This window comes from Georgenia alba (genome assembly GCF_042665525.1).
Taxonomy (GTDB): domain Bacteria; phylum Actinomycetota; class Actinomycetes; order Actinomycetales; family Actinomycetaceae; genus Allobogoriella; species Allobogoriella alba.
Map to the genome: position 1 here is coordinate 1,991,667 of NZ_JBHTCQ010000001.1, position 26,011 is coordinate 2,017,677.

22 protein-coding genes are annotated in these 26,011 nt (G+C 72.7%); 18 read left to right on the top strand and 4 right to left on the bottom strand.

The window, feature by feature from the left end; genetic code table 11:
• Positions 1–137 precede the first annotated feature (137 nt).
• From rbfA to ACFQQL_RS09270, 9 genes are all read left to right on the top strand, one after another.
• On the top strand, positions 138–617 hold the full coding sequence (gene rbfA / locus ACFQQL_RS09230; protein ID WP_382393476.1) for a 30S ribosome-binding factor RbfA: 480 nt from the start codon (positions 138–140) through the stop codon (positions 615–617).
• Entirely contained in the window at positions 614–1,585 is a 972-nt protein-coding gene (gene truB / locus ACFQQL_RS09235) for a tRNA pseudouridine(55) synthase TruB (RefSeq protein ID WP_382393478.1), read from the top strand. The genes rbfA and truB overlap by 4 nt, the downstream gene beginning before the upstream one ends.
• 58 nt (positions 1,586–1,643) lie before the next feature.
• Positions 1,644–2,303, top strand: a complete 660-nt coding sequence (locus tag ACFQQL_RS09240; RefSeq protein ID WP_382393480.1) for a TetR/AcrR family transcriptional regulator — start codon at positions 1,644–1,646, stop codon at positions 2,301–2,303.
• Positions 2,300–3,421, top strand: a complete 1,122-nt coding sequence (locus ACFQQL_RS09245; protein WP_382393482.1) for an acyltransferase family protein — start codon at positions 2,300–2,302, stop codon at positions 3,419–3,421. The genes ACFQQL_RS09240 and ACFQQL_RS09245 overlap by 4 nt, the downstream gene beginning before the upstream one ends.
• A gap of 135 nt (positions 3,422–3,556) precedes the next feature.
• The gene (locus ACFQQL_RS09250) at positions 3,557–5,032 is read left to right on the top strand and encodes a NupC/NupG family nucleoside CNT transporter (protein ID WP_465254035.1); all 1,476 of its coding nucleotides are present in this window, start codon (positions 3,557–3,559) and stop codon (positions 5,030–5,032) included.
• A gap of 60 nt (positions 5,033–5,092) precedes the next feature.
• Positions 5,093–6,106, top strand: coding sequence for a bifunctional riboflavin kinase/FAD synthetase (locus ACFQQL_RS09255; RefSeq protein WP_382393486.1), 1,014 nt, complete (start codon positions 5,093–5,095; stop codon positions 6,104–6,106).
• Between the two features lie 166 nt (positions 6,107–6,272).
• Positions 6,273–6,542 (top strand): 30S ribosomal protein S15, encoded by a 270-nt coding sequence (gene rpsO, locus ACFQQL_RS09260; protein WP_382393488.1) that lies wholly within the window; start codon positions 6,273–6,275, stop codon positions 6,540–6,542.
• A 218-nt stretch (positions 6,543–6,760) separates the two neighbouring features.
• On the top strand, positions 6,761–9,118 hold the full coding sequence (locus ACFQQL_RS09265; RefSeq protein WP_382393490.1) for a polyribonucleotide nucleotidyltransferase: 2,358 nt from the start codon (positions 6,761–6,763) through the stop codon (positions 9,116–9,118).
• A gap of 3 nt (positions 9,119–9,121) precedes the next feature.
• A complete protein-coding gene (locus ACFQQL_RS09270) occupies positions 9,122–10,534 on the top strand; it encodes a M16 family metallopeptidase (RefSeq protein WP_382393492.1) in 1,413 nt (470 codons plus the stop codon).
• Positions 10,535–10,605: 71 nt separating this feature from the next.
• Here the strand turns inward: ACFQQL_RS09270 and ACFQQL_RS09275 are convergent, their stop codons facing one another.
• The gene (locus tag ACFQQL_RS09275; protein ID WP_382393494.1) at positions 10,606–11,232 is read right to left on the bottom strand and encodes an alpha/beta hydrolase family protein; all 627 of its coding nucleotides are present in this window, start codon (positions 11,230–11,232) and stop codon (positions 10,606–10,608) included.
• A gap of 156 nt (positions 11,233–11,388) precedes the next feature.
• Between ACFQQL_RS09275 and ACFQQL_RS09280 the strand changes: the two genes are divergently transcribed.
• From ACFQQL_RS09280 to ACFQQL_RS09290, 3 genes are all read left to right on the top strand, one after another.
• Positions 11,389–13,158 (top strand): HNH endonuclease signature motif containing protein, encoded by a 1,770-nt coding sequence (locus ACFQQL_RS09280; RefSeq protein ID WP_382393496.1) that lies wholly within the window; start codon positions 11,389–11,391, stop codon positions 13,156–13,158.
• 212 nt (positions 13,159–13,370) lie between these two features.
• Positions 13,371–14,135 carry a 4-hydroxy-tetrahydrodipicolinate reductase gene (dapB, locus tag ACFQQL_RS09285; RefSeq protein WP_382393498.1) on the top strand — a complete coding sequence of 255 codons (765 nt, stop codon included), beginning with the start codon at positions 13,371–13,373 and terminating at the stop codon, positions 14,133–14,135.
• A 91-nt stretch (positions 14,136–14,226) separates the two neighbouring features.
• A complete protein-coding gene (locus ACFQQL_RS09290) occupies positions 14,227–16,041 on the top strand; it encodes a BCCT family transporter (RefSeq protein WP_382393828.1) in 1,815 nt (604 codons plus the stop codon).
• Positions 16,042–16,096: 55 nt separating this feature from the next.
• On the opposite strand, the gene ACFQQL_RS09295 is transcribed toward ACFQQL_RS09290, so the two are convergent.
• Entirely contained in the window at positions 16,097–16,729 is a 633-nt protein-coding gene (locus tag ACFQQL_RS09295) for a GNAT family N-acetyltransferase (protein ID WP_382393500.1), read from the bottom strand.
• Positions 16,730–16,821: 92 nt separating this feature from the next.
• Here ACFQQL_RS09295 and dapA point away from each other — a divergent pair, with 92 nt between their 5' ends.
• Positions 16,822–17,748: a 4-hydroxy-tetrahydrodipicolinate synthase gene (gene dapA, locus ACFQQL_RS09300; protein WP_382393502.1), complete on the top strand. Its 927-nt coding sequence runs from the start codon at positions 16,822–16,824 to the stop codon at positions 17,746–17,748.
• A gap of 37 nt (positions 17,749–17,785) precedes the next feature.
• Entirely contained in the window at positions 17,786–19,471 is a 1,686-nt protein-coding gene (locus tag ACFQQL_RS09305; RefSeq protein ID WP_382393504.1) for a ribonuclease J, read from the top strand.
• Between the two features lie 67 nt (positions 19,472–19,538).
• On the opposite strand, the gene ACFQQL_RS09310 is transcribed toward ACFQQL_RS09305, so the two are convergent.
• Positions 19,539–20,141 (bottom strand): TetR/AcrR family transcriptional regulator, encoded by a 603-nt coding sequence (locus ACFQQL_RS09310; protein ID WP_382393506.1) that lies wholly within the window; start codon positions 20,139–20,141, stop codon positions 19,539–19,541.
• 106 nt (positions 20,142–20,247) lie between these two features.
• On the opposite strand from ACFQQL_RS09310, the gene ACFQQL_RS09315 reads away from it, so the two are divergent.
• Positions 20,248–20,658 (top strand): hypothetical protein, encoded by a 411-nt coding sequence (locus ACFQQL_RS09315; RefSeq protein WP_382393508.1) that lies wholly within the window; start codon positions 20,248–20,250, stop codon positions 20,656–20,658.
• A gap of 246 nt (positions 20,659–20,904) precedes the next feature.
• Positions 20,905–23,451, top strand: a complete 2,547-nt coding sequence (locus ACFQQL_RS09320; protein WP_382393510.1) for a DNA translocase FtsK — start codon at positions 20,905–20,907, stop codon at positions 23,449–23,451.
• 18 nt (positions 23,452–23,469) lie between these two features.
• Here the strand turns inward: ACFQQL_RS09320 and ACFQQL_RS09325 are convergent, their stop codons facing one another.
• Entirely contained in the window at positions 23,470–24,777 is a 1,308-nt protein-coding gene (locus ACFQQL_RS09325; RefSeq protein WP_382393512.1) for a CapA family protein, read from the bottom strand.
• A 62-nt stretch (positions 24,778–24,839) separates the two neighbouring features.
• Between ACFQQL_RS09325 and pgsA the strand changes: the two genes are divergently transcribed.
• Positions 24,840–25,466, top strand: coding sequence for a CDP-diacylglycerol--glycerol-3-phosphate 3-phosphatidyltransferase (pgsA, locus tag ACFQQL_RS09330; RefSeq protein WP_382393514.1), 627 nt, complete (start codon positions 24,840–24,842; stop codon positions 25,464–25,466).
• On the top strand, positions 25,463–25,972 hold the full coding sequence (locus ACFQQL_RS09335; protein WP_382393830.1) for a CinA family protein: 510 nt from the start codon (positions 25,463–25,465) through the stop codon (positions 25,970–25,972). The genes pgsA and ACFQQL_RS09335 overlap by 4 nt, the downstream gene beginning before the upstream one ends.
• The last annotated feature ends 39 nt before the right edge of the window (positions 25,973–26,011 follow it).

The window sequence follows — 26,011 nt, forward strand, 5'->3', positions numbered from 1 at the left end:
TGGTTGGGTCTGGCGACACTCCGGCAGGGACCTCCTGGGACCCGCCGATCGCATCGCCATCGAGCCCAAGGGGCCGGACGCCTGGCGGCGCCTCGCCGCCGCCCGCGACGACCTCGGTAACGAGTAGGGAGAGACGAATGGCTGACGCACCCCGGGCTCGGAGGTTGGCCGAGCGCATCCAGCAGGTCGTGGCGCGCATGCTCGACACGCGGATCAAGGACCCGCGGCTCGGGTTCGTCACGGTCACCGACGTGCGCGTGACGGGCGACCTGCAGCACGCCACGGTCTTCTACACGGTCTACGGCAGCGACGAGGAGCGGGCCGGGTCCGCCGCGGCGCTGGAGTCCGCCAGGGGACTCATCCGGTCCGAGGTCGGCAAGCAGACCGGCGTCCGCCTGACCCCGACGCTCGAGTTCGTCCCCGACGCGCTGCCGGAGACCGCCGCGAGCCTGGAGGAGGCGCTGCGCACGGCGCGCGAGCGGGACGCCGAGCTCGCGGCGCTGGGTGCCGGCGCGAGCTACGCGGGTGACGTCGACCCGTACAAGCGGCCCGCCGAGGACGAGCCTGACGAACTCGCCGACGAGCCGGCCGACGGCGAGGCGACCCAGGAGCGGTGAACGTCCCGCGCGGCGCCGTCACGGCCGCCGACGGCCTCGTCGTCGTCGACAAGCCCCAGGGCTGGACCAGCCACGACGTCGTCGCGCGCACCCGGCGACTCGCGGCCACCAAGAAGGTCGGGCACGCCGGGACGCTGGACCCGATGGCCACCGGCGTCCTCGTGCTCGGGGTCGGACGTGCGACCCGGTTGCTGACCTACCTGGTCGGTGCCGACAAGGAGTACACCGCCACGGTGCGGCTCGGCCAGCGGACGGTCACGGACGACGCCGACGGCGAGGTCACCGAGGCTGCCGGCGCCGACGGCCTGCTGGGGGAGACGGGCAGCGCCCAGAAGGACCGGCTCGAGGAGGCGATGGCCGCGCTGCGGGGCCCGATCGAGCAGGTGCCCAGCGCCGTCTCGGCGATCAAGATCGACGGCAGGCGCTCCTACGCGCGGGTCCGCGCCGGCGAGGACGTCGCGCTCGCCGCGCGGCCCGTCACCGTCCGCCGCTTCGAGACGACCGCCGACCCGGTGGTCCGCGCGGTGGACGGCACCACCGTGGTGGACCTCGACGTCGTCGTCGGGTGCTCCTCGGGCACCTACGTCCGGGCGCTCGCGCGCGATCTCGGTGCGTCACTCGGCACCGGCGGGCACCTCATCGCCCTGCGACGCACCCGGGTGGGCCCCTTCGGGCTCGAGGACGCACGGACCTTGGACACCCTCGTCGCCGCCGTCGAGGCCGACGCCGCTGCCGCAGAGCCTCGGGGCCTGCCGGTGACGTCGCTGACCGACGCGTCCCGGGCGGCGTTTCCCGTGCGTCACCTCGACGCGGACGAGACGGCCGCCATCCGCGTCGGCAAACCGCTCCGGCCGACCGGGGGCGAGCAGCGGACGGTGGCCGCGCTCGCTCCCGACGGGCACGTGGTGGCGTTGCTGACGGACGACCGCGGCCGCGCGCGCCCCGCCGTCGTCCTCGACCCGGCCTGAGCAGGCAGACCGACTCGGGCACTATCCAGGTTCTGTCCGCTGAGGCTAATATCTGACCATGCGGTCAGATTCCGGGTCGACCGGTCAGCGGCGTCGGCCCGAGGCACATCGAAGCTTCATCGAGCAGGCGCGGCGGGCACAGCTCATCGAGTGCGCGATCGAGGTGGTCTGCGAGCTGGGCTACGGCGGAGCGTCGCTGAGCCGGATCGCCGAACGTGCGGGTGTGAGCAAGGGGGTCGTCTCCTACCACTTCGTGGGCAAGGCGGAGCTGATCGAAGAGGTCGTGCACGACGTCCTTGCACGCGGCGAGGCGTATGCCGCGCGCGAGTGGTTCGACAGGCTGCCGGACGACGCCGGTGCCTGGGACCTGCTGAGCACCTACCTGCGGAGCAACCTGACCTACATCGCTGCGCACCCGCGCGCTTTGCAGGCTCTCGTCCAGATCATCGGCAACCATCGCGACGGCGAGGGCCGTCGCATCTTCGGCCCCGCGTGGTCGGCGAAGCTGCGCGCGCCGATCGAGTCGATCTGTCGAGGCGGGCAGGAGGCCGGCGAGTTCCGCGGCTTCGACGTGCACGTGATGGCGATCGCGGTGCGGCGCGTGATCGACGGGTTCGTCTTCGAGCTCCTCGACCACCCGGACCTCGACGCCGCCGCCTTCATCGAGGAGGTGGTCGATATGTTCGACCATGCGACCCGGGCTGAGCGGGCGCGATGAGCGCCGCCTCGGTCGCAGCGCCGGTCACGACGCGCCTCCACTTCGTCGACAACCTTCGCGTCTACCTGACCTTCCTCGTAGTGGTGCACCACGTGGTCTTCGCGTACGGCGACATCGGCGGGTGGCCGAACGGGCCGCAGCAGCCCGAGCCGGACGGCTTCACGTCACTGCTGGACCTGGTGGCGATGCTGAACCAGACGTTCTTCATGGGGCTCTTCTTCCTGCTGTCCGGGTACGTCAGCCCACGCTCGCTGGACCGCAAAGGACGGGCGCGCTTCGCGGCGGACCGCACGTTGCGGCTCGGTGCCCCGTTCGTGATCTCGTACGTGCTGCTCCGCCCGCTGTTCACCTTGCCGATCTACCTGGGCATCCCGGCGGCGGACCGGCCGCCGTACTGGCGCTTCTACGTCACCGAGCTCGATCCCGGGATCGCCTGGTTCCTCGCGCTGCTGCTGGTCTTCGCGCTCGCGTACGCGGCGATCGGCGCACGACCGGCCACGGACCGGCAAGCGGCCGGGCGACCAGTGCATCCCCTGCTGGTGCCGGCGTTCGCCGTCGGGCTGGGTGTCGTCACCTGGCTGTGGCGCATGGTGGTGCCCTACGGCGAGGAGGTGCTCGAGCTGCCGAGCCTGTTCTACCTTCCCCAGTACCTCACCCTGTTCGTGGTCGGCATCTGCGCCTTCCGCCAGGGGTGGATCGCATGCCTCGGCCCGCGGACCGGGCTGCTCGGCTGGTTGCTGGTGGCGGTCTCCCTGGTGCCCATGGTGCTCGGCGGGCACGAGGTGCTCAGCGAGTCGATGCCACCGCCGGCGGCCCTCTCCCAGCTCGGCTTCGCCCTCTGGGACGCCCTCTTCGCCACCGGGGTGATCCTCGTCCTCCTGCGGTTCTTCCAGCGGTTCGTCGACGTCACCGGACCGTTGGCGAGATTCCTGTCCGCCAACGCGCTGGCCGTGTACATCCTGCACGCGCCGATCATCGTCGGTGTGGTGGCCGCACTGGAGGGTCTGGGCGCGACGCCGGCCGCGAAGTTCGCCATCGCGCTGCCCGTCAGCATCATGCTCAGCTGGGCCGCCGCGGCACTGGTCCGCGCGATACCGGGCGTGCGCCGCCTGCTCTAGGACGTCGTCGGGTGCGACGGGACCGATCGGTCGGGGCCGGCCTCGTTCGCCCGTCCACGGTCCGCTGTGCCAGGCTGCACGGTGCGGCACCGCCCGAACGACCGAGGGGGAGACGTGCTCGACGTGCTGTGGGGGATGGGCGGGATGGCCCTCGTCCTCGTCATCGCCTGGTTGCTGTCCGTGGACCGCCGCCGGATCAGCGTGCGCACCGTGGCCCTCGCGCTGCTCATCCAGGTCCTGTTCGGCGTGCTCGTGCTCTACGTGCCTGCCGGCCGGCGCGTGCTCACCGCCGTGTCCGCCGGCGTGCAGGGCGTCATCGACGCCTCGGCCGCCGGCATCGACTTCCTCTTCGGCGGCATCCTGCCCGAGGACGGCTCCGTCTTCGCCTTCCAGGTGCTGCCCGTCATCGTCTTCTTCGCCTCGTTGACCGCAGTCCTGTACTACCTCGGCGTGCTGCAGGCTGTCACCCGGTGGATCGGCGGCGGGCTCGCCAAGGCGCTCGGCACCACCAGCCCCGAGTCCATGAACGCGGCCGCGAACATCTTCGTCGGGCAGACCGAGGCGCCACTGGTCATCCGGCCCTACATCAAGCACATGAGCCCGTCGGAGATCTTCGCCGTCATGTGCGGCGGGCTCACGACCGTGGCGGGCTCCGTGCTGGCCGGCTACTCCCAGATGGGGGCGAGCCTGGAGTACCTCATCGCGGCGAGCTTCATGGCGGCGCCGGCCGGGCTCCTCATGGCCAAGATGATCGTCCCGGCCGGGGCGCTCGCCGACCTGCGCGGCGGCGAGCCGGACCCGGCAGCCCCGGGAGGGGGCGACGTCGCGCGGTCCGACGGCGATGCGCCGGCGGGGGAGCAGCGCGACGGCGAGGCGCCGGCCGGGGAGCAGCGCGACGGTTCCGAGGGGCGGGGGAGTCTCGGGCGGCGGGCGGCCGCCGTGCTCCGCCGCGGCGCGCGGCGCGGCAACACCCAGGCCGCGCGCGACGAGCTGGTCCGCCGTGCCGAGCTCGGCACGGATCGTGGCGAGCCGGAGCCCGCCGACCGCCCGCCGTCGCGCGCCGACGAGGACGACGAGGCCGCGGAGGACGACGGCCCGGTCAACGTCATCGACGCCGCGTCCAGGGGTGCTTCGGACGGGCTGGCCCTCGCCCTGAACGTCGGCGCCATGCTGCTCGCCTTCGTCTCCCTCATCGCGCTCGCCAACCTCGCACTCGGTGCCGTCGGTGGCCTCTTCGGGCAGCCGGAGCTGTCCGTCGAGCAGATCATCGGCTACGTCTTCGCGCCGATCATGTCGGCGGTCGGGGTGCCCTGGCACGAGGCGGTCCAGGCCGGCAGCTTCCTGGGCCAGAAGGTCATCCTCAACGAGTTCGTCGCCTTCGCGGACTTCGCCCCGCAGGCCGCGGAGTTCACCGCCAAGACCCAGGCCGTCGTGACCTTCGCCCTCACCGGGTTCGCCAACCTCGGCTCGCTCGCCATCCTCCTCGGGGGCCTCGGCGGGATCGCCCCGAGCCAACGCGGCGTCATCGCCAAGCTCGGGATCCGGGCGGTGGCCGCGGGCACGCTCGGCAATCTCATGTCCGCCGCGATCGCGGGCGTCCTCATCGGCTGAGCAGAGGTAGTGTCGAGGACGGTCGCGCGGACCGCCGAGACGTCAGAAGGGAGCCATCGGGTGCAGGTGTGGAACGGCGCCGGCGATGTCCCGGAGAACCCCGGTCCGTCGGTCGCGACGCTCGGCATCTTCGACGGCGTGCACCGCGGTCACCAGGTGGTCCTCGCAGCGACCGTGGCCGAGGCCGAGAACGCGGGGCTGAGCTCCGTGGCCGTGACGTTCGACCCCCACCCGGCGACGGTGCACCGGCCGGAGCAGGACCTCGCCCTGATCGCTTCCCTGACCGACCGGCTGGAGCGGCTGGAGGCCACCGGGCTCGACGCCGTGCTGGTGGTCCCGTACACCCTCACCTTCGCCCGGGCCAAGCCCGAGGAGTTCGTCCGCGAGTACCTCGTCGAGCTGCTGCAGGCCCGGACCGTCGTCGTGGGAGAGGACGTGCGGTTCGGGCGGGACAACACCGGGGACCGGGCCACCATGGTCGAGCTCGGCCGGCAGCTGGGCTTCTCCGTCGAGATCGTCCGCGACATCACCTCGGACACCGGGCGTCGCTGGTCCTCGACCTGGGTCCGCGAGCTCCTCGCCGCCGGTGACGTGGCCGGGGCGGCGCACGTGCTGGGCCGGGCCCACCGGGTCCGCGGCGTCGTCGTGCACGGTGCCCGGCGCGGACGCGAGCTCGGATACCCGACGGCGAACCTGCGTGCCGACGACCTCGGCGTCGTGCCGGCGGACGGCGTGTACGCCGGGTGGCTCATCCGGCCGGACCTCGAGCGGCAGCCGCACGACGCCAGCGTCTCCAAGCGCCTGCCTGCGGCCATCTCCGTGGGCACCAACCCCACTTTTCACGGCGTGGAGCGCACCGTGGAGGCGCATGTGCTCGGGCGGACCGACCTCGACCTCTACGACGAGGAGGTCGTCGTCGAGCTCGTGGAGCGGCTGCGACCACAGGTCGCGTTCGACGGCGTGCCCGCCCTGCTGGACCAGATGGCCGACGACGTCGCCAAGGTCGCCGGCATCCTCGAGGTCCCGGCACCGGCGCGCCCCACCGTCCCCGCGCACCCTGGCGCGGCGTCCTGAGGCGGGTGCGGGTGTGGCGAACGCCGCTCCCCGCCTTGCCGACGCGTCTCGCTGCTGCGGCTCCGTGACTGATAGTCTGAGCGCTGCCGTTCAAGCCGGCCACGGATGAGTCATGCCCGGGAGAACATGCCCCGGCGCTCCGTGCAACGACCTCAGGAGAACCCGTATGGCCCTCGCTGCCGACGTCAAGCAGTCCATCATCGCTGAGTACGCCACCCACGAGGGTGACACCGGTTCGCCGGAGGTCCAGGTGGCGCTGCTCACGCAGCGGATCAAGGACCTCACCGAGCACTTCAAGACCCACAAGCAGGACCACCACTCCCGCCGTGGTCTGATGCTGCTCATCGGCCAGCGCAAGCGTCTGCTCGCGCACCTCGCCGACGAGGACATCGAGCGCTACCGCAGCCTCATCTCGCGGCTCGGCCTGCGCCGCTGAACCACCGACCGGCCCGGACCTGAAGTCCGGGCCGGTCGTGCGTGACGGGCGCGGGTGGTACGCCACCCGGCCCGGCACGAACCCATAACCGAACACCATGCCAACTCCGCCCCGGTGCGTCCGGTCCTCGGTAGTGGCCTCCGGAACACCCTGGGTGTCCGTGGGCCTCGATCGAAGGCCGTCGGCCGTCGGGCGGACCGACACGAAGGAGGGCACCCGTGGAGGGTCCCGAGATCACGTCCGCCGAGGCCGTCATCGACAACGGCCGCTTCGGCACCCGTACCGTCCGCTTCGAGACCGGCCGGCTGGCCCGCCAGGCCGCCGGGTCCGCCGTCGCCTACCTCGACGAGGAGACGATGGTGCTGTCCGCCACCTCGGTGGGCAAGCACCCCCGGGAGGGCTTCGACTTCTTCCCGCTGACCGTCGACGTCGAGGAGCGGCAGTACGCCGCCGGCAAGATCCCCGGCTCGTTCTTCCGTCGCGAGGGCCGGCCGTCCACCGAGGCGATCCTCGCCTGCCGGCTCATCGACCGCCCGCTGCGCCCGTCCTTCGTCAAGGGCCTGCGCAACGAGGTCCAGCTGGTCGAGACGATCCTGTCGATCCACCCGGACGACAGCTACGACGTGCTGGCGATCAACGCCGCGTCCATGTCCACCCAGATCTCCGGCCTGCCGTTCTCCGGCCCGATCGGCGGCACCCGCGTGGCGCTGATCGACGGGCACTGGGTCGCCTTCCCGCGGTACAGCGAGCTGGAGAAGGCCGTCTTCTCGATGGTCGTCGCGGGCCGCGTCGTCGGTGACGACGTCGCGATCATGATGGTCGAGGCCGAGGCCACCGACAACGCCTGGGACCTCATCAAGAACCACGGCGCGACGGCGCCCACCGAGGAGGTCGTCGCCGAGGGCCTGGAGGCCGCCAAGCCCCACCTGCGCATCCTGTGCGAGGCGCAGTCCGAGCTGGCCGCCGCCACCGCCAAGCCGACCGCCGAGTTCCCGCGCTTCCTCGACTACGAGGAGGACGTGTACGCGGCCGTGCAGGAGCACGTGCAGACGGACCTCTCGACGGCGATCGCCATCGCAGACAAGCAGGAGCGCGAGACCAAGCTCGAGGAGATCCGCCACGCCATGCTCGAGGCGCTCGCCGAGCGTTTCCCCGAGCGGGACAAGGAGCTCTCCGCGGCCTACCGGTCCGTGACGAAGGCCGCCGTGCGCCAGCGCGTCCTCAAGGACGGCGTCCGCATGGACGGCCGCGGCCTGAAGGACATCCGGACCCTCTCGGCCGAGGTCGAGGTGCTCCCGCGAGTGCACGGCTCCGCGCTGTTCGAGCGCGGCGAGACCCAGATCCTGGGCGTGACCACGCTGAACATGCTGCGCATGGAGCAGCAGCTGGACACCCTCAGCCCGGTGACCCGCAAGCGCTACATGCACAACTACAACTTCCCGCCGTACTCGACCGGTGAGACCGGCCGTGTCGGCTCGCCGAAGCGCCGCGAGATCGGCCACGGCGCGCTCGCCGAGCGGGCGCTCGTGCCGGTCCTCCCCACGCGCGAGGAGTTCCCGTACGCGATCCGGCAGGTCTCCGAGGCCCTCGGGTCCAACGGGTCCACCTCGATGGGCTCGGTCTGCGCGTCCACCCTGTCGCTGCTCAACGCCGGTGTGCCCCTGCGCGCCCCGGTCGCGGGCATCGCGATGGGTCTCATGAGCGACGAGGTGGAGGGCGAGACCCGCTACGCGGCGCTCACCGACATCCTCGGTGCCGAGGACGCCTTCGGCGACATGGACTTCAAGGTCGCCGGCACGCGTGAGTTCGTCACCGCCATCCAGCTCGACACCAAGCTCGACGGCATCCCCGCCTCGGTGCTGGCCGCCGCGCTGACCCAGGCCCGTGACGCGCGCCTGTACATCCTCGACGTGATGAACGAGGCGATCGACGCCCCGGACGAGATGGCCCCGACCGCCCCGCGGGTCATCACCGTCCAGGTGCCCGTCGACAAGATCGGCGAGGTCATCGGCCCCAAGGGCAAGATGATCAACCAGATCCAGGAGGACACCGGCGCCGACATCTCCATCGAGGACGACGGCACGGTCTTCATCGGCGCCACGGACGGCCCGTCCGCCGAGGCGGCCCGTCAGGCGATCAACGCCATCGCGAACCCGCAGATGCCCGAGGTGGGCGAGCGGTTCGTCGGCACGGTCGTGAAGACCACCTCCTTCGGCGCCTTCGTCTCGCTGACCCCGGGCAAGGACGGGCTGCTGCACATCTCGCAGATCCGTCGGCTCGTGGGCGGCAAGCGGGTCGAGGCCGTCGAGGACGTCCTGGGGGTCGGTGACAAGGTGCAGGTCGAGCTCGCCGAGATCGACCAGCGCGGCAAGCTGTCGCTGCACGCCGTGGTCGACGACGAGGACGAGGGCGCGGCGGCCGACTCCGGCGCCGACTCCGGCGACGGCGAGGCCGGTGCCCGTGAGGACCAGCCGCGCCGCGAGGGTGGCCGGCGTCGCCAGCGCACCCGCACCCGGCGGGGTGGCTCGGACGACGACGCCGCGGTCGGTGAGACCTCCGGTGGCGGCGACGCCTGAGGGATGCCGCATCCGCTGACCCTGGGCCCGGCCGGCACGCCGGGCACGGAGCTGCGCGCCGAGCAGGACGGCAGCGTCGTACGACGCTCCGTCCTGCCCGGCGGCATCCGGGTGCTGACCGAGGCCATGCCCGGTCAGCGCTCGACCGCCGTCGGGGCGTGGGTGGCGGTCGGCTCGCGTGACGAGACCGACGGCCACCACGGCTCCACCCACTTCCTCGAGCACCTGCTCTTCAAGGGCACGCCGAACCGGTCCGCGCTGGACATCGCCGAGGCGTTCGACGCCGTCGGCGGGGAGGCCAACGCGGCCACCGGCAAGGAGCACACGGCCTACTACGCACGCGTGCTCGACGACGACCTGCCGATGGCCACCGAGGTCATCCTGGACATGGTCACCTCGGCACTCCTGGACCCCGCCGAGCTCGAGACCGAGCGCGGCGTGATCCTCGAGGAGCTCGCCATGAACGACGACGACCCGACGGACGTCGCCCACGAGCGGTTCGCGCTCGCCGTGCTCGGGGACCATCCGCTCGGTCGCCCGATCGGCGGAACCCCGGAGACCATCCGCGCCGTGCCGCGGGACGCCGTCCTCGAGCACTACCGGCGGACCTACGTCCCCTCCGAGCTGGTCGTCACGGCAGCGGGCAGCGTCGACCACGAGAGGCTCTGCGCCCAGGTCCTCGACGCCGTCCGGCAGGGCGGGTGGGAGCTCGACCCGCAGGCCGCGCCGGTGCCGCGCCGCCTCGGCGCCGCCGACGCGCACGCCCGCGGCGTGGACGTGCCCGGGTCCGGTGCCGTGGTGCTGCCGGGGCCGGAGTCGGTGCTGTTGCCGACGACCGGTTCCGCGGTCACCGTGCACCGGCCCATCGAGCAGGCCAACGTGCTGCTGGGCGGGCCGGGTCTGGCGGCCGGCGACGAGCGGCGCTACGTGCTCTCCGTGCTGACGACCGTGCTCGGCGGCGGGATGAGCTCCCGGCTGTTCCAGGAGGTTCGCGAGAAGCGCGGCCTGGCGTACGCCACCTATGCGTTCGCGTCCTCCTACGCCGAGGCCGGCACCTTCGGCCTGTACGCCGGCTGCGCGCCGGACAAGGTCGAGGAGGTCACCACCTTGCTCGGCACCGAGTGGCAACGCCTCGCCGAGGAGGGGATCTCCGAGGAGGAGCTGCGCCGGGGGATCGGTCAGCTCCGGGGCAACATCGTCCTCGGGCTCGAGGACAACGGGTCGCGCATGTCCCGGCTCGGCCGCGCCGAGATCGTGCACGGCGAGCTCGTCGGGCTCGACGAGCTGATCGCACGCATCTCCGCCGTCACCGCGGACCAGGTGCGCGAGCTCGCGGCAGAGCTGGCCGCCACGCCGCGCTCGCTCGTCATCGTGGGGCCGTACGAGGAGGACGTCGCCGCTCGGCTGCTGGGCTGAGACGCGGCGGCGTCGGTCGGGTCGGGGAACCTCGTCGCACCTCTTGCCGTCCGGCTGATCCTTTCGGGGTGTCAGCCGGCCCGGCCGACCACCGTGGGCAACCACGCCTCGATGGTCGCGCGGATGCGCGCCATGTCCTTCTTCAGCGAGTGGTCCCCGTCCACCACGACCACCTGGCGTCCCGGTGCCTCGGGCGGCATCCCGAAGGTGTCCCTCTCGCCCTGGACCACGAGAGTAGGCACCCCGGCGCCGTCGAGCTCCTCCAGCCTGGACGGCTTCGGTTGTCCGTCCTTCGTCCGGCCCGGGGGACGCAGCGGGAACGCCAGGCAGAGCACGGCGACGGCGCCGACACCGATCGCCGTGCGGCAGGCGACGCGAGCGCCGGACGAACGCCCGCCGGTGACGATGTCGAGGCCCTTCATCGGTCCCGCCCGAAGCTGCTCGACGACGGCGTGCCAGGCGGCGTCGAGCTGCTTGGCGGGGGCGGGGGAGCGGCGACCCGCCACGCGGTAGGGCTGCTCCACCAGGGCGACCACCAGCCCCAGACCGGTCGCGACCTTGGCGGCGGCCTGGAGGTCGGGCGCCGTGACCCCGCCACCGGCGCCGTGGCCGAGCACAAGAGCACCGATCGGCTCGTCCACGGTGGTCAGGTGCACCCGGGCCGGTCCGTGCGGGGTTTCGACGGTCTCCTCCTCCATGGTTCGGAGCCTACTGGCGGGGCGGCACCGACCTGCCTCTGCTGGGAGGCCATGTGCCTGAGCGTCGCGTGCTCGGTGAGCACCCAGGTGCCACGGTGTCCACAGGCCAGAGGCGCTCGCCCGTCCGTGTCAGGCCCTCGGTCTAGAGTCGTACGCATGTTCGACACCGAGGGTCGGGGTTCCGATGGCGGGCACGCGCGCCGTGCCCGACCTGCCGGTGAGCAGGCCGGGAGCTTCGGACTGGTGGACGCCACCGCACGGCACCTGGAGAGCCTGCCGGGCGGACCCGAGCTGGCGAACCAGCTGTTCGCGGTGGAGCTGTCGGAGGTCTCGGACCAGGCTTTGATCGAGGTGGTGGCGGGGTTCGAGCGGGTGGCCTCGGCCGCGCAGGCCGGCCAGGGCCGCGCGATCTCGGAGTTGCTGGCGCGGCGGGGCTCGTCCAGCTGGGCGTTCGACGATGTGGTCGACGAGCTGAGGGCCCGGCTGGCGATCACCGGGCGGGCCGCGGAGGCCAAGGTCGGGCTCGCCGCGGCGTGCGAGTCCTACCCGGAGGTCGCCGACGCGTTGGCGGTGGGCAGGATCGACGTGCGCAAGGCCACCGTGCTGAGCCAGCGTCAGCCCGGGGTGAGCGAGGCCCAGCACCGGGACCTGACCCGAGAGCTGCTCGCCATCCCCACGAGCACCGGTGTTCCTGGCGGAGACGACGGCGACGCTGCTGCAGCCGACGCTGGGGATGCGGTCACGGATGGTCAACCGGACACGGCTGGCGCGGACGACGATCCCGCTGCCGGTGCGGATGCGGGCGAGGCCGGCCCGGCGGCCGGTGCTGTCGGTGTCGGTGAGGTGGAGCGGACCGCGCCGCAGCTCAAGGCGGACGTGCGGCGGCACGCGTTGCAGGTGGATCCCGAGGCCGGTGCGCTGCGACGGGAGGCTGAGTACGGCGAGCGGCACGTGCGCTTCGAACCGTTGGCTGACGCGATGGCCAGGGTCACGGCGTATCTGCGGGCGGACGACGCCCGCACGGTGGCCTCGTGCCTGGACGTGCTGGTCGACGGGACGCGGACCCCGACTGACCGGCGCACCATCGACCAGCGACGCGCGGACGCGTTCGTGGATCTGTTCGCCACCACCTTGGACGGCAGCCGGACCACCGCAGCCGCCGCGGCCGCTCCGGCCCGGACGACCGGCACTCACCGACCGCGCGACGGCGCCGAGGTGCCCGGCTCGACCGGGGGCGCCGCGGGCGGCGACACGCACGCCGCGGGCGGCGGCGCGCACGGTGCGGGCTCGACGCGTCGGCGGGCCCGGGCCCAGGTGCACGTGACGGTCGCGGCGGGAACCCTGCTCGGCCTCGACGACGAGCCCGCCGAGATGGCCGGATACGGGCCGATCCCGGCCGAGCTCGCGCGCCGGATCGCCCAGGACGCGACCTGGAGGGGCCTGTTCACCGACGCCCGCGGGGAGTTCGTCGCGCTGGGCACCAAGGCCTACCGGCCCGGAGCGGTCCTGTCGCGTGCCGTACGTGCCCGGGACGTCCGGTGCACCTTTCCGGGTTGCCGCCAACCCGCGGTCTACTGCGACCTGGACCATCTCGACGCCTACGACCCGGCCCTGGCGGACCGGGCCCAGCAGACCACCGAGTCGAACCTGCATCCGCTGTGCCGGCGCCACCACAACCTCAAGACCAACGGCACCTGGGCCGTGCGCCGCCAGGACGGTGGAGGCCGGGTCTGGATCGCGCCGACCAATCACACCTACACGCGGCGCCCCGAGCCGCCGACCGGTGCACCGCGGAGGCGCTCCGGCGGCAGCATCAGCCGCGGCAGCGCCCCACCATCGAGTCCGAACCGCAGAGCAAAACGGGGGAGCGGAGATCCTGGGCCACGCCCGAGCCCCACGGCCGGTGACGACGACCAACCCTCCTGACCCAGATCCAGCGAGGTGCCAGCGAGCACACCCCCGCCCGCACCAGGCACCGGACCGGCAGATCTCGCCCGCACCAGGCACGGGAGGGGCCGATCTCGCCCGCACCAGGCACCGGGGTCGCGGATCCCACGCGCCCGGCAGCTACCGGTGCCGACAGCCCTCCCTCCGTCGTCCGCCGCGGGACGCACCGGTCCGTCGGTACAGTGCCCGTCGTGAGTGCGATCGGCGTTGCGGTGATCGGTGCCTTCGGGCGCATGGGGCGGACGGTGTGCGAGGCGGTCGATGCGGCCGAGGACCTCGAGCTCGTCGCGCGGGTCGGCGAGGAGGACGACGTCGAGGCGCTCGCCAGCACCGGTGCGCGGGTCGGCGTCGACTTCACGGTGCCGGCGGTGACCGAGGCGAACGTCCATGCCCTGCTCGACGCCGGACTGCACGCCGTCGTCGGGACCACGGGCTGGACCGAGGAGTCGCTCGGTCGCGTCCGGGAGCACCTCGAGCAGGTCAACGCCCACCGCAGCGAGCCGCTCGGCGTCGTCGTCGCGCCCAACTTCGCCCTCTCCGCAGTGCTCGCGATGCACTTCGCCGCGCAGGCCGCGCGCTACTTCACCTCCGCCGAGGTGATCGAGATGCACCACCCCGACAAGGTCGACGCCCCGTCCGGCACCGCCCTGGCCACGGCGCGCCATATCGCCGCCGCACGCCAGGAGGCGGGCCTCGGGCCGGTGCCTGACGCGACCGAGACCCAGGTCGACGGTGCACGGGGCGCCGTCGTCGACGGCGTCCACGTGCACGCGGTGCGGCTGCGAGGACTCGTCGCGCACGAGGAGATCCTCCTCGGCAACCCCGGCGAGCAGCTGACCATCCGGACCGACTCCTTCCAGCGAGACAGCTTCATGCCGGGCGTGCTGCTCGCGGTCCGGCAGGTGCTCGGCCGCCCGGGGCTGACGATCGGGCTCGAGCACCTGCTCGACCTGTAACCGCCGTCACCCGGCTCCGGATGCACCCGGTCAGGTCGGCTGGTTAGGCTCGCCCGCGTCCCACCGCCGTCCATGGGGGAAACGCGTGAGCCTGCTCAACCGCGTGCACGACCGGCTCGGTCTGCGCACCAGCCCGACGATCTTCTTCGGGGCCGCCGCGGTCATCGTCCTCTTCGTCGTCCTGACCATCACGTTCACCGAGGCGGTGGACGCCGCCTTCAAGGTGGCGTCGGGCTGGGTGCTGGCCAACCTGGGCTGGTTCTACATCGCCGGCGTGACGATCTTCCTCATCTTCCTAGTCGCCCTGGCCACCAGCCGGTTCGGCAGGGTCCGGCTCGGCCCGGAGGACGAGGCGCCCGAGCACTCGGGCGCCTCGTGGTTCGGGATGCTCTTCGCCGCCGGCATCGGGACGATCCTCATGTTCTGGGGTGTCGCAGAGCCGGTCAACCACTTCGCGAACCCGCCGATGCAGGACGTCGAGCCCCGCAGTGCCGCGGCCTTCCAGGAGGCGATGGCGTTCACCTTCTACCACTTCGGCCTGCACACCTGGACCATCTTCAGCCTGCCCGCCCTGGCGTTCGCGTACTTCATGTACAAGCGCAACCTGCCGCCGAGGGTCAGCTCCGTCTTCCACCCCATCCTCGGTGACCGCATCCACGGGCGGCTGGGGGCGACCATCGACACCGTCGCCGTCGTCGGGACGATGTTCGGCGTCGCCGTGTCCGTCGGGCTCGGCACGCTCCAGATCAACGGAGGCCTCACGCGGCTGTGGGGGATCGAGGCCTCGCGCGGCGTTCAGGTGCTGCTCATCGCGGTCGTCACGTGCGTCGCCCTGGTCTCCGTCATCGTCGGCCTCGACCGTGGCATCAAGCGGCTCTCGAACCTCAACATCCTGGTCGCCGTCGGCCTGCTCGTCTTCATCCTGGTCACCGGCCCCACGCTGCTGCTCCTCAAGGGCACCATCGAGTCCGTCGGGCACTACGTGTCGGCCCTGCCCGAGCTGGCGTTCTGGAACGACACGATCAACGACAGCGGCTGGCAGAGCACCTGGACCGTCTTCTACTGGGCGTGGACGATCTCCTGGTCGCCGTTCGTCGGCATCTTCATCGCCCGGATCTCCCGCGGTCGCTCGATCCGGCAGTTCGTCATCGGCGTGCTGGCCATCCCGGTGAGCTTCTCCGTGATCTGGTTCGGGGTCTTCGGCTGGGCGTCGTTCGACATCGAGCGGAACGCCCCGGGGACGCTGGTCGATCCCGTCGTCGAGCAGGAGGACGTACCCGGAGCGCTCTTCGTCTTCCTCGAGAGCTTCCCCCTCAGCAGCATCGTGTCCGTCGTCGCGATCCTGCTCGTCGTCATCTTCTTCACCACCTCGGTGGACTCCAGCGCCCTGGTGATGGACATGATCAGCAACGGCCACGAGGAGCAGGCGCCGACGCGGCAACGCGTGTTCTGGGGCCTCGGCGTCGGCGTGGTGGCGGCGACCCTCCTCGGGGCGACCGGCGAGGGCGGGCTCACGGCGCTCCAGGAGGTCATCATCGTCGTCGGCCTGCCGTTCTTCGTCCTCGGGTACTTCATGATGTTCAGCCTGCTGCGGGCGCTGAAGGAGGACGCCGGCGAGCGTCCGCCGGTCCGCACAAGACGCTGGAAGAAGGTCCTGCCGCCCGAGGAGGCGCAACGGCGCGTGGAGGAGGCCGGCGGCACCCCGGAGCAGGCGGCCCTGCTCACGAAGACCGGCACCGTCCCGATGTCGCAGCCCTCACCCCAGCGCGGCTCGCTCGTGGGCCCGCCGACGGCGGAACCAGGGCGGACGGAACCGGGTGCGGACCCGTTGACGGGCGGCGATCCGGTGACCGGTGAGCCCACCGCGGCCGAACCGCACGCGGGCGAGGACGGCGATCGGCGCTGAGAGCTCGGCCGGCGGGTTCGGCGGGCCGCTCGCACGGCGGCCGGCTGCCGGATGGCTACAGGTCGGCGTACCAGCAGACCTCGGCGACCTCCTCGCCCGCCACATCGAGCGTGCGGCGCAGCCCGGCCGGGGCGAACCCGGCCTGGGCGAGGAAGCGGGTCCGTGCCTCGTCCGCCTGGACGACCCAGGCCTGCACGCGTCCGGTGCCCTGCTGGCGCAGCAGGTCGGCGCAGGCTGCGAGCAGGCGTGACCCGTGGCCCCGGCGCCCCTCCGCCGCCGGGACCTCGAGGGCGAGGATCTCGGCGACGTCGCCCGGTTCCGGCTCTCGTGACGCATCCGCGCCGCCGCCGGGTCCCTCGCCGCCGTCCCCACGGACGTCCACGGGCACCTCGGCCGGGGCGAACGCGGCGAAGCCGACCACCCGGGCCCCGTCCAACGCCGTCAGCACCCGATGACGAGGGGACGGCGGTGCGGTGATCGCCGCACTCCACTGCTCGGCGAGGGCCACCGCGTCGATCGCCCGCGCGACCGCGTCCCCGAGGTCGTGGCCCACCCCGGCGGCGAGCGTGGCGCGCAGGGTGCGGGCGTGGACGTCCCCGAGCGTGGCCGCGTCCTCCGGGAGCGCCGGTCGCACCGAGACGTCTGGCCGGTCATGGGCATGCCCGGTGCCCGGGTACGCGGAGCTCACCGCCCCAGGCTAACGGCGCACGCGACCGCGACACGGGCCCGCGGAACGCGGATGCAGTGCACCGGAGGCCTGTCCGGGGCTACCGTCTGGGCATGAGTACCAGCCCGCGCCTCCCGTCGCGCACCTTCGGCTCGGTCGCCGTCGCCATGGTGACCCCGTTCCGCGAGGACAGGACAGTCGACGTCGACGCCGGCGTCGCGGTCGCCGTCAAGCTGGTCGAGGACGGCTGCGACGCGCTGGTCATCCATGGCACCACCGGGGAGTCCTCCACCACGCACCAGCCCGAGAAGGACGAGCTGATGCGCGCCGTCGTCGACGCGGTGGGCGACAAGGCGATGATCATCGGCGGCGCGGGCTCCAACGACACCGCCCACGCGGTTCGCATCGCGCAGGGTGCCCAGCGGTGCGGTGCCCAGGGCCTACTCGTCGTCTCCCCGTACTACAACCGGCCCTCGCAGGAGGGCGTCTACCAGCACGTCCGAGCTGTCACCGACGCCGTCGACCTGCCTGTCATGCTGTACGACATCCCCGGCCGCACCGGGGTCGCCTTCGGTGACGAGACCCTCGACCGGCTGGCGCAGCACCCACGGATCCTCGCCGTCAAGGACGCCACCGGCGACGTGCCCACCGGCTTCGAGCGGATCGCCCGCACCGGTCTCGAGTACTACTCGGGCGACGACGCGCTCAACTTCGACTGGCTCGCCCACGGGGCTTCCGGCGTGGTCTCGGTGGTCGGGCACGTCACGGCGGCCGACTACGTCGAGATGGTCCGGGCGGTCGACGACGGTGACCTGCCCGGCGCCCGTGACGTCGCCGCCCGGCTGCGCCCGGTGGTGGCCGCGCTCATGGGCACCGGCCAAGGGGCCGTGATGGCCAAGCACGCGCTCCACCTCCAGGGCGTCATCCCGACGCCGGCCGTCCGCCTCCCGCTCGTCACGGCCCCGGAGGCGGACGTCGCCGAGCTGGCGGCCGCCCTGCGCGAGCACGGCTACCTCGAGCGCGCGCCGCTGCCCGCCTGAGGACTTCACCGGCGTCGGGGCCTGGCAGGATGGGGGCGTGAGTCACCCGCATCCCGATCTGTCCGTGCCCGGTCCCGTCCCGCAGGGAGGGCTGCGCGTCGTCCCGCTCGGCGGTCTCGGCGAGGTCGGCCGGAACATGACCGTCTTCGAGCACGCGGGCAAGCTCCTCATCGTCGACTGCGGCGTGCTCTTCCCGGAGGACCACCAGCCCGGCGTCGACCTGATCCTGCCGGACTTCGACTACATCGAGGACCGCCTCGACGACGTCGTCGCCCTGGTGCTCACCCACGGCCACGAGGACCACATCGGCGGCGTCCCCTACCTGCTCCGCCGGCGCCCCGACATCCCGCTCCTCGGCTCCCAGCTCACCCTTGCGTTCATCGAGGCGAAGCTCAAGGAGCACCGCATCACACCGACCTCCGTCGCCGTCCGCGAGGGGCAGACCGAGCAATACGGCCCGTTCGGGCTCGAGTTCGTCGCGGTCAACCACTCGATCCCGGACGCCCTGGCCGTGATGATCCGCACCGGTGCCGGCAACATCCTGCACACGGGTGACTTCAAGATGGACCAGCTTCCGCTGGACCACCGCATCACCGACCTGCGGGCCTTCGGAAAGCTGGGCGAGGAGGGCGTCGACCTGGCTCTCGTCGACTCGACCAACGCCGAGGTGCCGGGCTTCACCGCGCACGAGCGGGACATCGGTCCGGTGCTCGACAACGTCTTCGCCCAGGCCGACGGTCAGATCGTCGTGGCGTCCTTCGCCTCGCACGTCCACCGTGTCCAACAGGTGCTCGACGCCGCGGCGCTGCACGAGCGCAAGGTCGCTCTCGTGGGCCGGTCGATGATCCGCAACATGGGCATCGCGGCCGACCTCGGCTACCTCAAGGTGCCCCCGGGCACGCTGATCGACGTCAAGTCGATCGACGAGTTCCCGCCGTCGCGGACGGTCCTCATGGCGACCGGCTCGCAGGGCGAGCCCATGGCGGCCCTGAGCCGCATCGCCAACCGGGACCACCGGGTCTCCGTCGGCCCCGGCGACACCGTGATCTTCGCGAGCTCGCTGATCCCGGGCAACGAGAACTCGGTCTTCCGCGTGATCAACGGCCTCATGCGCCTCGGCGCCAAGGTCGTCCACCAGGGCAACGCCCGCGTCCACGTCTCGGGACACGCGTCGGCCGGTGAGCTGCTGTACGTCTACAACATCCTCCGGCCCCGCAACGTCATGCCGGTGCACGGCGAGATCCGGCACCTGGTGGCGAACGGCGCGCTCGCCGTCCAGACCGGGGTGCCCGCCGAGCGGGTCGTGCTGGCCGAGGACGGTGTGGTGGTCGACCTGGTCGACGGGCGGGCGCGTATCGCCGGCGCCGTGCCGTGCGGCTACGTCTACGTGGACGGCTCGTCCGTCGGCGAGATCACCGACGCCGAGCTGAAGGACCGGCGCATCCTCGGTGAGGAGGGCTTCATCGCCATCTTCGCGGCGGTCGACGCCTCGTCCGGCAAGGTCATCACGGGCCCGCACATCCAGGCGCGTGGCATGGCCGAGGACGACTCGGTGTTCGACGACATCCTCCCGGACGTCACGGCTGCGCTGAACGAGGTCGTCGCGCGCGGCAACGCGGACACCCACCAGATGCAGCAGGCCATGCGCCGCGTGGTCGGCCGATGGGCCGCCAAGCGGCTGCGTCGCAGCCCGATGATCATCCCTACGGTTGTGGAGGCCTGACGACGGCGCTGCCGAGCCGGGGTCGACCGGCGGGCGGGGCCGAGCGGAGGCGGGCCGAGGGCCCGCGTCAGGCGCGCGGGCGGTGCGTCTGCGCGGCGCGCGGGCGGATCTCCGGCTCCCCGCGCAGCGCCCGGACGTACGCCTCCTCGCGCTGCTCCGCCGGCCCGGGCAGCAGCCCGGCCAGCTCGAGGCTGACCAGGCCGTGGGCGAGTGCCCACAACCGCACGGCCACCGCGGTCGCCTCCTCGTCCCCGCCCCCGGTGGCGCGCACGACCGCCTCGCGAAGGACGCCGAACGTCGGGTTCCGCACACCCCGGTCGCCGTCACCGACGGCCCGGTCGGGCTGGAACAGCACACGGTAGAAGTGCGGGTTCTCGACGGCGTTCCGCCGGTACGCGAGTCCGAGCGCCAGGAGGTCCGCGAGCGGCTCGTCGGTGCGCGGCGCGGCAGCGAGGTGGGCGGCGAAGCGCCGGAAGCCCTCGGCGACGACGGCGTCGACCAACCCCTTGCGACCACCGAACAGGGTGTAGACCGCCGCGGTCGTGGTGCCGGCGGCGGTGGCCACGGCCCGCAGGGACAGCCCGCCGCCCCCGCCCTCGGCCAGGGCGGTGGACGCCGCCTCGAGGAGGCGTTGCCGCAGGGCGTCGTCGTAGCTGCGCGGACGGGGCATCCGGTCATCGTAAGGCCTTGTGGCGCGTTCGCTGACGGTGTTAGATAACACTGTTAGGAAACTGGTCGGAGCGAGCGCCCCGGCCGACGCCGGACGGAGACCACCCATGCTCGAGCTCTCGGAGGCCGCCCGCACCACCGCGGGCCTCGTCGTCCTCGCCGCGATCACCGTGACCACCGGCGGGCACTTCCTCACCCGTGTGGTGCGCGGCGCCGTCCCCGCCACGGACTTCCAGATGTCCTTCTTCCGGGCCGGTCACGCGCACGCCGGCGTCCTCATCGTCTTCGGCCTGGTCTGCCTCCTGCTCACCGAGTCCACCGCGCTCACCGGACCGTGGCAGTGGCTCGCCCGCACCGGCGTGCTCATCGCCGCGATCCTCATGCCGGCCGTGTTCTTCCTCTCGGCGCTGGGCCGCGACCGGACACGCCCGAACGGGCTCGTGGCGCTGCTGTGGGTGGGCGCCGGCTTCCTCGTCGCGGGCCTGGCCACCCTGGGCGTGGGCCTGCTCACCGCCTGAGCGCGCGCCTCCCGGCGGCGCGCCGGGCCCGCCGTCCGCGCGGATCCGCCCGTCCGCCGCTAGGTTGGGTGTGACATGGCTACCCGTACGACTTCCCCCGGACGGTCGGCCTCGACGGCACGTGGCTCCCGGAACAGCAAGCGCAGCAACCTCCGGACACGTGGCGGCGGGCGGTCGGCGGCATCCGCGCGCCCGAAGCAGGCGAAGCGATCTCCGCTCCCGGTGCGCGTGGTCAGAAGCATCTGGATGACAGGAGCGCACCTGGTGGGCGGCACCGCACGCAGCGTCGGCAAGAACACCCGGGACGCGGCGAAGGACATGGATCCGGCGCTGCGTCGGGACGGGGTCGCCTTCCTGCTGCTCGGCCTCGCCATCGTCATCGCCCTTCGCGAGTGGTTCGGCCTGTCCGGCGTGGCCGGTGCCGTCATCCACCACGTCGCGGCCGGCGTGGTCGGCGTGCTCGGCGTGCTGCTCCCGGTGGTCCTCGTCGTCATGGCCGTCCGGATGATGCGCCATCCCGAGCGTGTCCAGGCCGACGTCCGCGTCTTCGTCGGCGGCACCGCGGTCATCGCGGCGGTCTGCGGCCTCATCCACATCGCCTCGGCGTTGCCGGACCCGACCGCCGACTTCGCCGCAGTCGAGCGTGCGGGCGGCCTCCTCGGCTGGCTCTTCGGCACCCCGCTGACGATCCTGCTCAGCGCGTGGGGGGCCGTCCCGATCCTCGTGCTCTTCGGCCTCTTCGGCGTCCTCGTCGTGACCGCGACGCCGGTCGCCGCCGTCCCGCAGCGCCTGCGCGCCGGCGCCGACTGGCTGCTCGGCCGCTCCGGCGGCGAGGACGAGCCCACCGAGGAGCTCGTCGCGGCCGACGGCACCCAGCGTCCCCCGGCGCCACGTCGTCGCCGGAAGAAGCGCGACGAGTCCGCGGAGGCCGTCGTGCCCGGCGAGTACACGGGTGACGAGGCGTTCGCGCGCGCCGCCGAACGGGCGCCCGCGGACGAACCTGGCGCGAAGCCGGGGCGCAAGAAGGGCAAGGGCACCGCGGCCACCGCCGCGTCGGCGGACTCGGCGGCGGAGGAGAAGCAGGAGAAGTCGGAGGCGCAGCTCACCGCCCCGCCGACCCAGCCGCTGCCCGCCCGAGCCGAGCAGCTCGAGCTGGCCCCCGACGTCGTCTACACCCTGCCGTCGGACGACGTCCTCGTGAAGGGTGCTCCGCACAAGGTCCGGTCCGCGACCAACGACCGCGTCGTCGAGGCGCTCACGCAGGTCCTCACCGACTTCTCCGTGAACGCCACCGTGACCGGCTTCTCCCGCGGACCGACGGTCACCCGCTACGAGCTCGAGCTGGGCGCCGGCGTGAAGGTCGAGCGCATCACGGCGCTGAGCAAGAACATCGCGTACGCCGTCGCCAGCGCCGACGTGCGCATCCTCTCGCCGATCCCGGGCAAGTCGGCGATCGGCGTGGAGATCCCGAACGCGGACCGCGAGACGGTGGTGCTCGGGGACGTCCTGCGCTCCTCCGTGGCACGCCGCACCGAGCACCCGCTCGTCGTGGGCGTCGGGAAGGACGTCGAGGGCGGGTACGTCGTCGCGAACCTCGCGAAGATGCCGCACCTGCTGGTGGCCGGCGCCACGGGCGCCGGTAAGTCCAGCTTCGTGAACTCGATGATCACCTCGGTCATGATGCGCTCCACCCCCGAAGAGGTGCGCATGGTGCTCGTCGACCCCAAACGGGTCGAGCTGTCGATCTACGAGGGCATCCCGCACCTCATCACGCCGATCATCACGAACCCGAAGAAGGCTGCCGAGGCGCTGGAGTGGGTCGTGCGCGAGATGGATGCCCGCTACGACGACCTGTCGACCTTCGGCTTCAAGCACATCGACGACTTCAACACCGCCGTGCGCGCCGGGAAGGTCAAGCCGCCGCCCGGCAGCGAGCGGAAGATCGCGGCCTACCCGTACCTGCTGGTGATCGTCGACGAGCTGGCCGACCTCATGATGGTCGCCCCGCGCGACGTCGAGGCATCCATCCAGCGCATCACCCAGCTGGCCCGCGCGGCCGGGATCCACCTGGTGCTCGCCACCCAGCGGCCGTCCGTGGACGTCGTCACCGGGCTCATCAAGGCCAACGTGCCCTCGCGGCTGGCGTTCGCGACGTCCTCGCTGGCCGACTCCCGCGTCGTGCTCGACCAGCCGGGGGCGGAGAAGCTCATCGGGCAGGGTGACGCGCTGTTCCTGCCCATGGGCGCGGCCAAGCCGATGCGTGTCCAGGGCGCCTGGGTCACCGAGTCGGAGATCCACGCCGTCGTCAGCCACGTCAAGGACCAGCTGCAGCCGGTCTACCGCGAGGACGTCATCGCGCCGACGCAGAAGAAGCAGATCGACGAGGACATCGGCGACGACCTGGACCTCCTGCTGCAGGCCGCCGAGCTCGTCGTCACGACCCAGTTCGGCTCGACCTCCATGCTGCAGCGCAAGCTGCGGGTCGGCTTCGCCAAGGCCGGACGGCTGATGGACCTGCTGGAGTCTCGTGAGGTGGTGGGTCCGTCCGAGGGCTCGAAGGCCCGCGACGTGCTCGTGCAGCCGGACGACCTCGCCGCGACGCTCGCCCGTATCCGCGGCGACGACCCGCCTCCGGCCGACGGCGACGACGTCCCGTACGACGGCGAGGCGGAGGAGGACCGCTACGCCGACGGGATCGAGGGGCACCTTCCCGCCGCGGCCGAGTCGTACGACGACGAGGACGGCGGCGAGGTCGACGACGGCGAGGACGCCTGGCAGCTCACCGGCCGCTGACCCGCTCCCCGGACGCGGTCACCGCTCACGCGGCACGACCGTCGGCTCCGGTCCCGTCGGTCGCGGCGGCCCCTGGCGCTCCCGCCCGGTGCCCATCACCTCGGTCACCCGGGCGCGGCGCTCGGCGAGCGTGGCGTCGTCGAGCGTGAGCCCCTCCGGACGGTTCCCGCCGAGCAGGTCCTCGAGCGGCCAGATGCGCTGACCGCCCGCCCGGTCCACGGTGACCGGGGCCCAGTCCAGCCCCGTGACCCGGGCAGGGGCGCCGGCCGGTGCCGCGACGGTCGCGTTCACCATGACGCCGGTGCCGGTCTCCATCGTGCAGCACTGGTCGTCCTGGTTCGAGAGGAAGTTGCCCATGGACCAGGCCACCCACATCCCCGTGCCCGCCGGCCCGCCGTCGAGCCGCTCGAGCGGCTGCGGCGTGTGCGAGTGGTTGCCGAAGATCACGTCGATCTGGCCGCCCTCGGCCAGGGCGTCGGCGATCTCGAGCTGCTCCTCGATCGGCTCGTGCACGTACTCGGTGCCCCAGTGGATGGAGGCCACCACGATGTCGGCGCCGGCCTCCCGCGCGGCGCGCGCCTGCCGGTTCAGGGCCTCGGGGTCCGCTGCCGTCACCGCCCACGGTGTCGCGGCGGGCGGCGGCAGGCCGTTGTCCACCGTCGTCGCGGCGAGGTGAGCCACGGTCAGCTCGCGACCGCCGCGCTGAAGCGTGTACAGCTGGGGCTGGGCGGACTCCCGCTGCGTGCGGGCCGTGCCCACGTGCCCCATGCCCGCCTCGTCGAGCACGTCGAGGGTGTGCTCGAGACCGGCCACCCCACGATCCATCGAGTGGTTGGTCGCCAGGTTGCAGCCGTCCCACCCGAGCTCGCCCAGACCGGCCACGAGCTCCTCGGGGGCTCCGAAGACCGGGTACGCGCTGATCTCCTCGCCCGGTGGGGCGAGCGGCACCTCGAGGCTGCACAGCGCCAGGTCGGCACCGGCGGTCCACTCCTCGACACCGGACATCAACGGCACGAAGTCCCACCCGCCACCGGGTAGCTCGGCCGCCCGGTTGACCGACTCGTGCGGCAGGACGTCGCCCGCGGAGAGGATCGTGAAGGTCGCGTCGCTCACCGTCGGGGTCGGACGAGGCGTCGGGCTGCCCCCGCCCGCCGTGCCCGACGGACCGGTCGGCTCGGTGGGGGCGGGCGTGGGGTCCGGGTCGAAGGGCTCAGCACCGAGCGCGAGCCCACCGACGACGGCGCCGACGGTCAGCGCGGCACCACCGAGTGCCAGGGCGGCCCTGCGGCGTGAGCGTCGTGCTCGCAGCTCGCGCCGGGTGGTCATGGGAGCAGGGTACGGCGCGCGTGCGCGCAGGCCCGGTCCCGTCCGGCCTCTATGGTGGTGCCGTGACGACCGAGACGACGCGGGACGCCGCCGGACCCTCACCGGTGCCGCTGTGGAACATCGCCAACGTCCTGACGATGATCCGTATCGTCCTCGTGCCGGTCTTCATCGTGCTGTTCCTCCAGGACACGACGGCGATGCGGGTCGCGGCCGCGGTGGTCTTCGCCGTCGCCGCGGCGACGGACAAGCTCGACGGCACACTCGCGCGGCGCCGCGGCCTGGTGACCAACTTCGGCAAGCTCACGGACCCGATCGCGGACAAGGCCCTCGTCATCTCGGCGCTCGTCCTGCTCTCCGCGGACGGTCTCCTGCCCTGGTGGGCGACCATCGTCATCATCGTGCGTGAGCTCGGCATCACGCTGCTGCGGTTCCTCATGGTCCGGCGCGCCGTCATGGCGGCGAGCCGGGGCGGGAAGCTCAAGACCGTCCTGCAGATCATCTTCATCCTCATGCTGCTCCTGCCCTGGCAGGGGTTCCTCCCGAACGCCGTCGTGGACGCGATCCTCCTGGTCGCGTTCCTCGTCGTCCTGCTCGCCGTCGCCGTGACCGTGGTGACGGGCCTCGACTACGTCGTCAAGGCTCTGCGCATCGTCCGGGGCCAGGGCCGGGAGCGGGACGGCGCAGCCTGAGCACGCCAGGTGCGCCGCACGCCCCCGCGCCGCAGGCCGGCGCGGAGGGGGCTGTCGCAGCCCTGGCGGCGCGCGGCGGGACCCTCGCCGTCGCGGAGTCCCTCTCCGGCGGTGCCCTCACCGCGGCCCTCGTCGCCGTGCCGGGGGTCAGCGCCGTGCTGCGCGGAGGTCTCGTCGCCTACGCCACCGAGCTGAAGCGGGAGCTGCTCGGCGTGGACGCGGACCTGCTGGCCCGGCACGGCCCGGTCCACCCCGAGGTGGCGCGTCAGATGGCCGCCGGCGCCGCCCGGCTGCTCGGCGCCGACCACGCCCTCGCCACCACCGGCGTCGCCGGGCCCGGGCCGGCGGACGGGCACCCCGCCGGCACCGCGCACGTCGCCGCCCTCGGGCCGCGCGGCGTCGTCGTCCGGTCCCTCCTGCTGGCCGGTACCCGGCCGGCCGTACGGTCGGCGACGGTCGACGTCGCCCTGGCGCTGCTGATCCAGGTTCTCGACGACCCGGCGTGAAGCCACGCACACGGGGAACAACCCCGGCGACGGCGGCGT

Coding starts and splice junctions, on each gene's coding strand:
- rbfA (WP_382393476.1), top strand. CDS start 138: ATGGCTGACGCACCCCGGGCTCGGAGGTTGGCCGAGCGCATCCAGCAG.
- ACFQQL_RS09240 (WP_382393480.1), top strand. CDS start 1,644: ATGCGGTCAGATTCCGGGTCGACCGGTCAGCGGCGTCGGCCCGAGGCA.
- ACFQQL_RS09245 (WP_382393482.1), top strand. CDS start 2,300: ATGAGCGCCGCCTCGGTCGCAGCGCCGGTCACGACGCGCCTCCACTTC.
- ACFQQL_RS09250 (WP_465254035.1), top strand. CDS start 3,557: ATGGGCGGGATGGCCCTCGTCCTCGTCATCGCCTGGTTGCTGTCCGTG.
- rpsO (WP_382393488.1), top strand. CDS start 6,273: ATGGCCCTCGCTGCCGACGTCAAGCAGTCCATCATCGCTGAGTACGCC.
- ACFQQL_RS09270 (WP_382393492.1), top strand. CDS start 9,122: ATGCCGCATCCGCTGACCCTGGGCCCGGCCGGCACGCCGGGCACGGAG.
- ACFQQL_RS09275 (WP_382393494.1), bottom strand. CDS start 11,232: ATGGAGGAGGAGACCGTCGAAACCCCGCACGGACCGGCCCGGGTGCAC.
- ACFQQL_RS09280 (WP_382393496.1), top strand. CDS start 11,389: ATGTTCGACACCGAGGGTCGGGGTTCCGATGGCGGGCACGCGCGCCGT.
- dapA (WP_382393502.1), top strand. CDS start 16,822: ATGAGTACCAGCCCGCGCCTCCCGTCGCGCACCTTCGGCTCGGTCGCC.
- ACFQQL_RS09310 (WP_382393506.1), bottom strand. CDS start 20,141: ATGCCCCGTCCGCGCAGCTACGACGACGCCCTGCGGCAACGCCTCCTC.
- ACFQQL_RS09315 (WP_382393508.1), top strand. CDS start 20,248: ATGCTCGAGCTCTCGGAGGCCGCCCGCACCACCGCGGGCCTCGTCGTC.
- ACFQQL_RS09320 (WP_382393510.1), top strand. CDS start 20,905: ATGACAGGAGCGCACCTGGTGGGCGGCACCGCACGCAGCGTCGGCAAG.
- ACFQQL_RS09325 (WP_382393512.1), bottom strand. CDS start 24,777: ATGACCACCCGGCGCGAGCTGCGAGCACGACGCTCACGCCGCAGGGCC.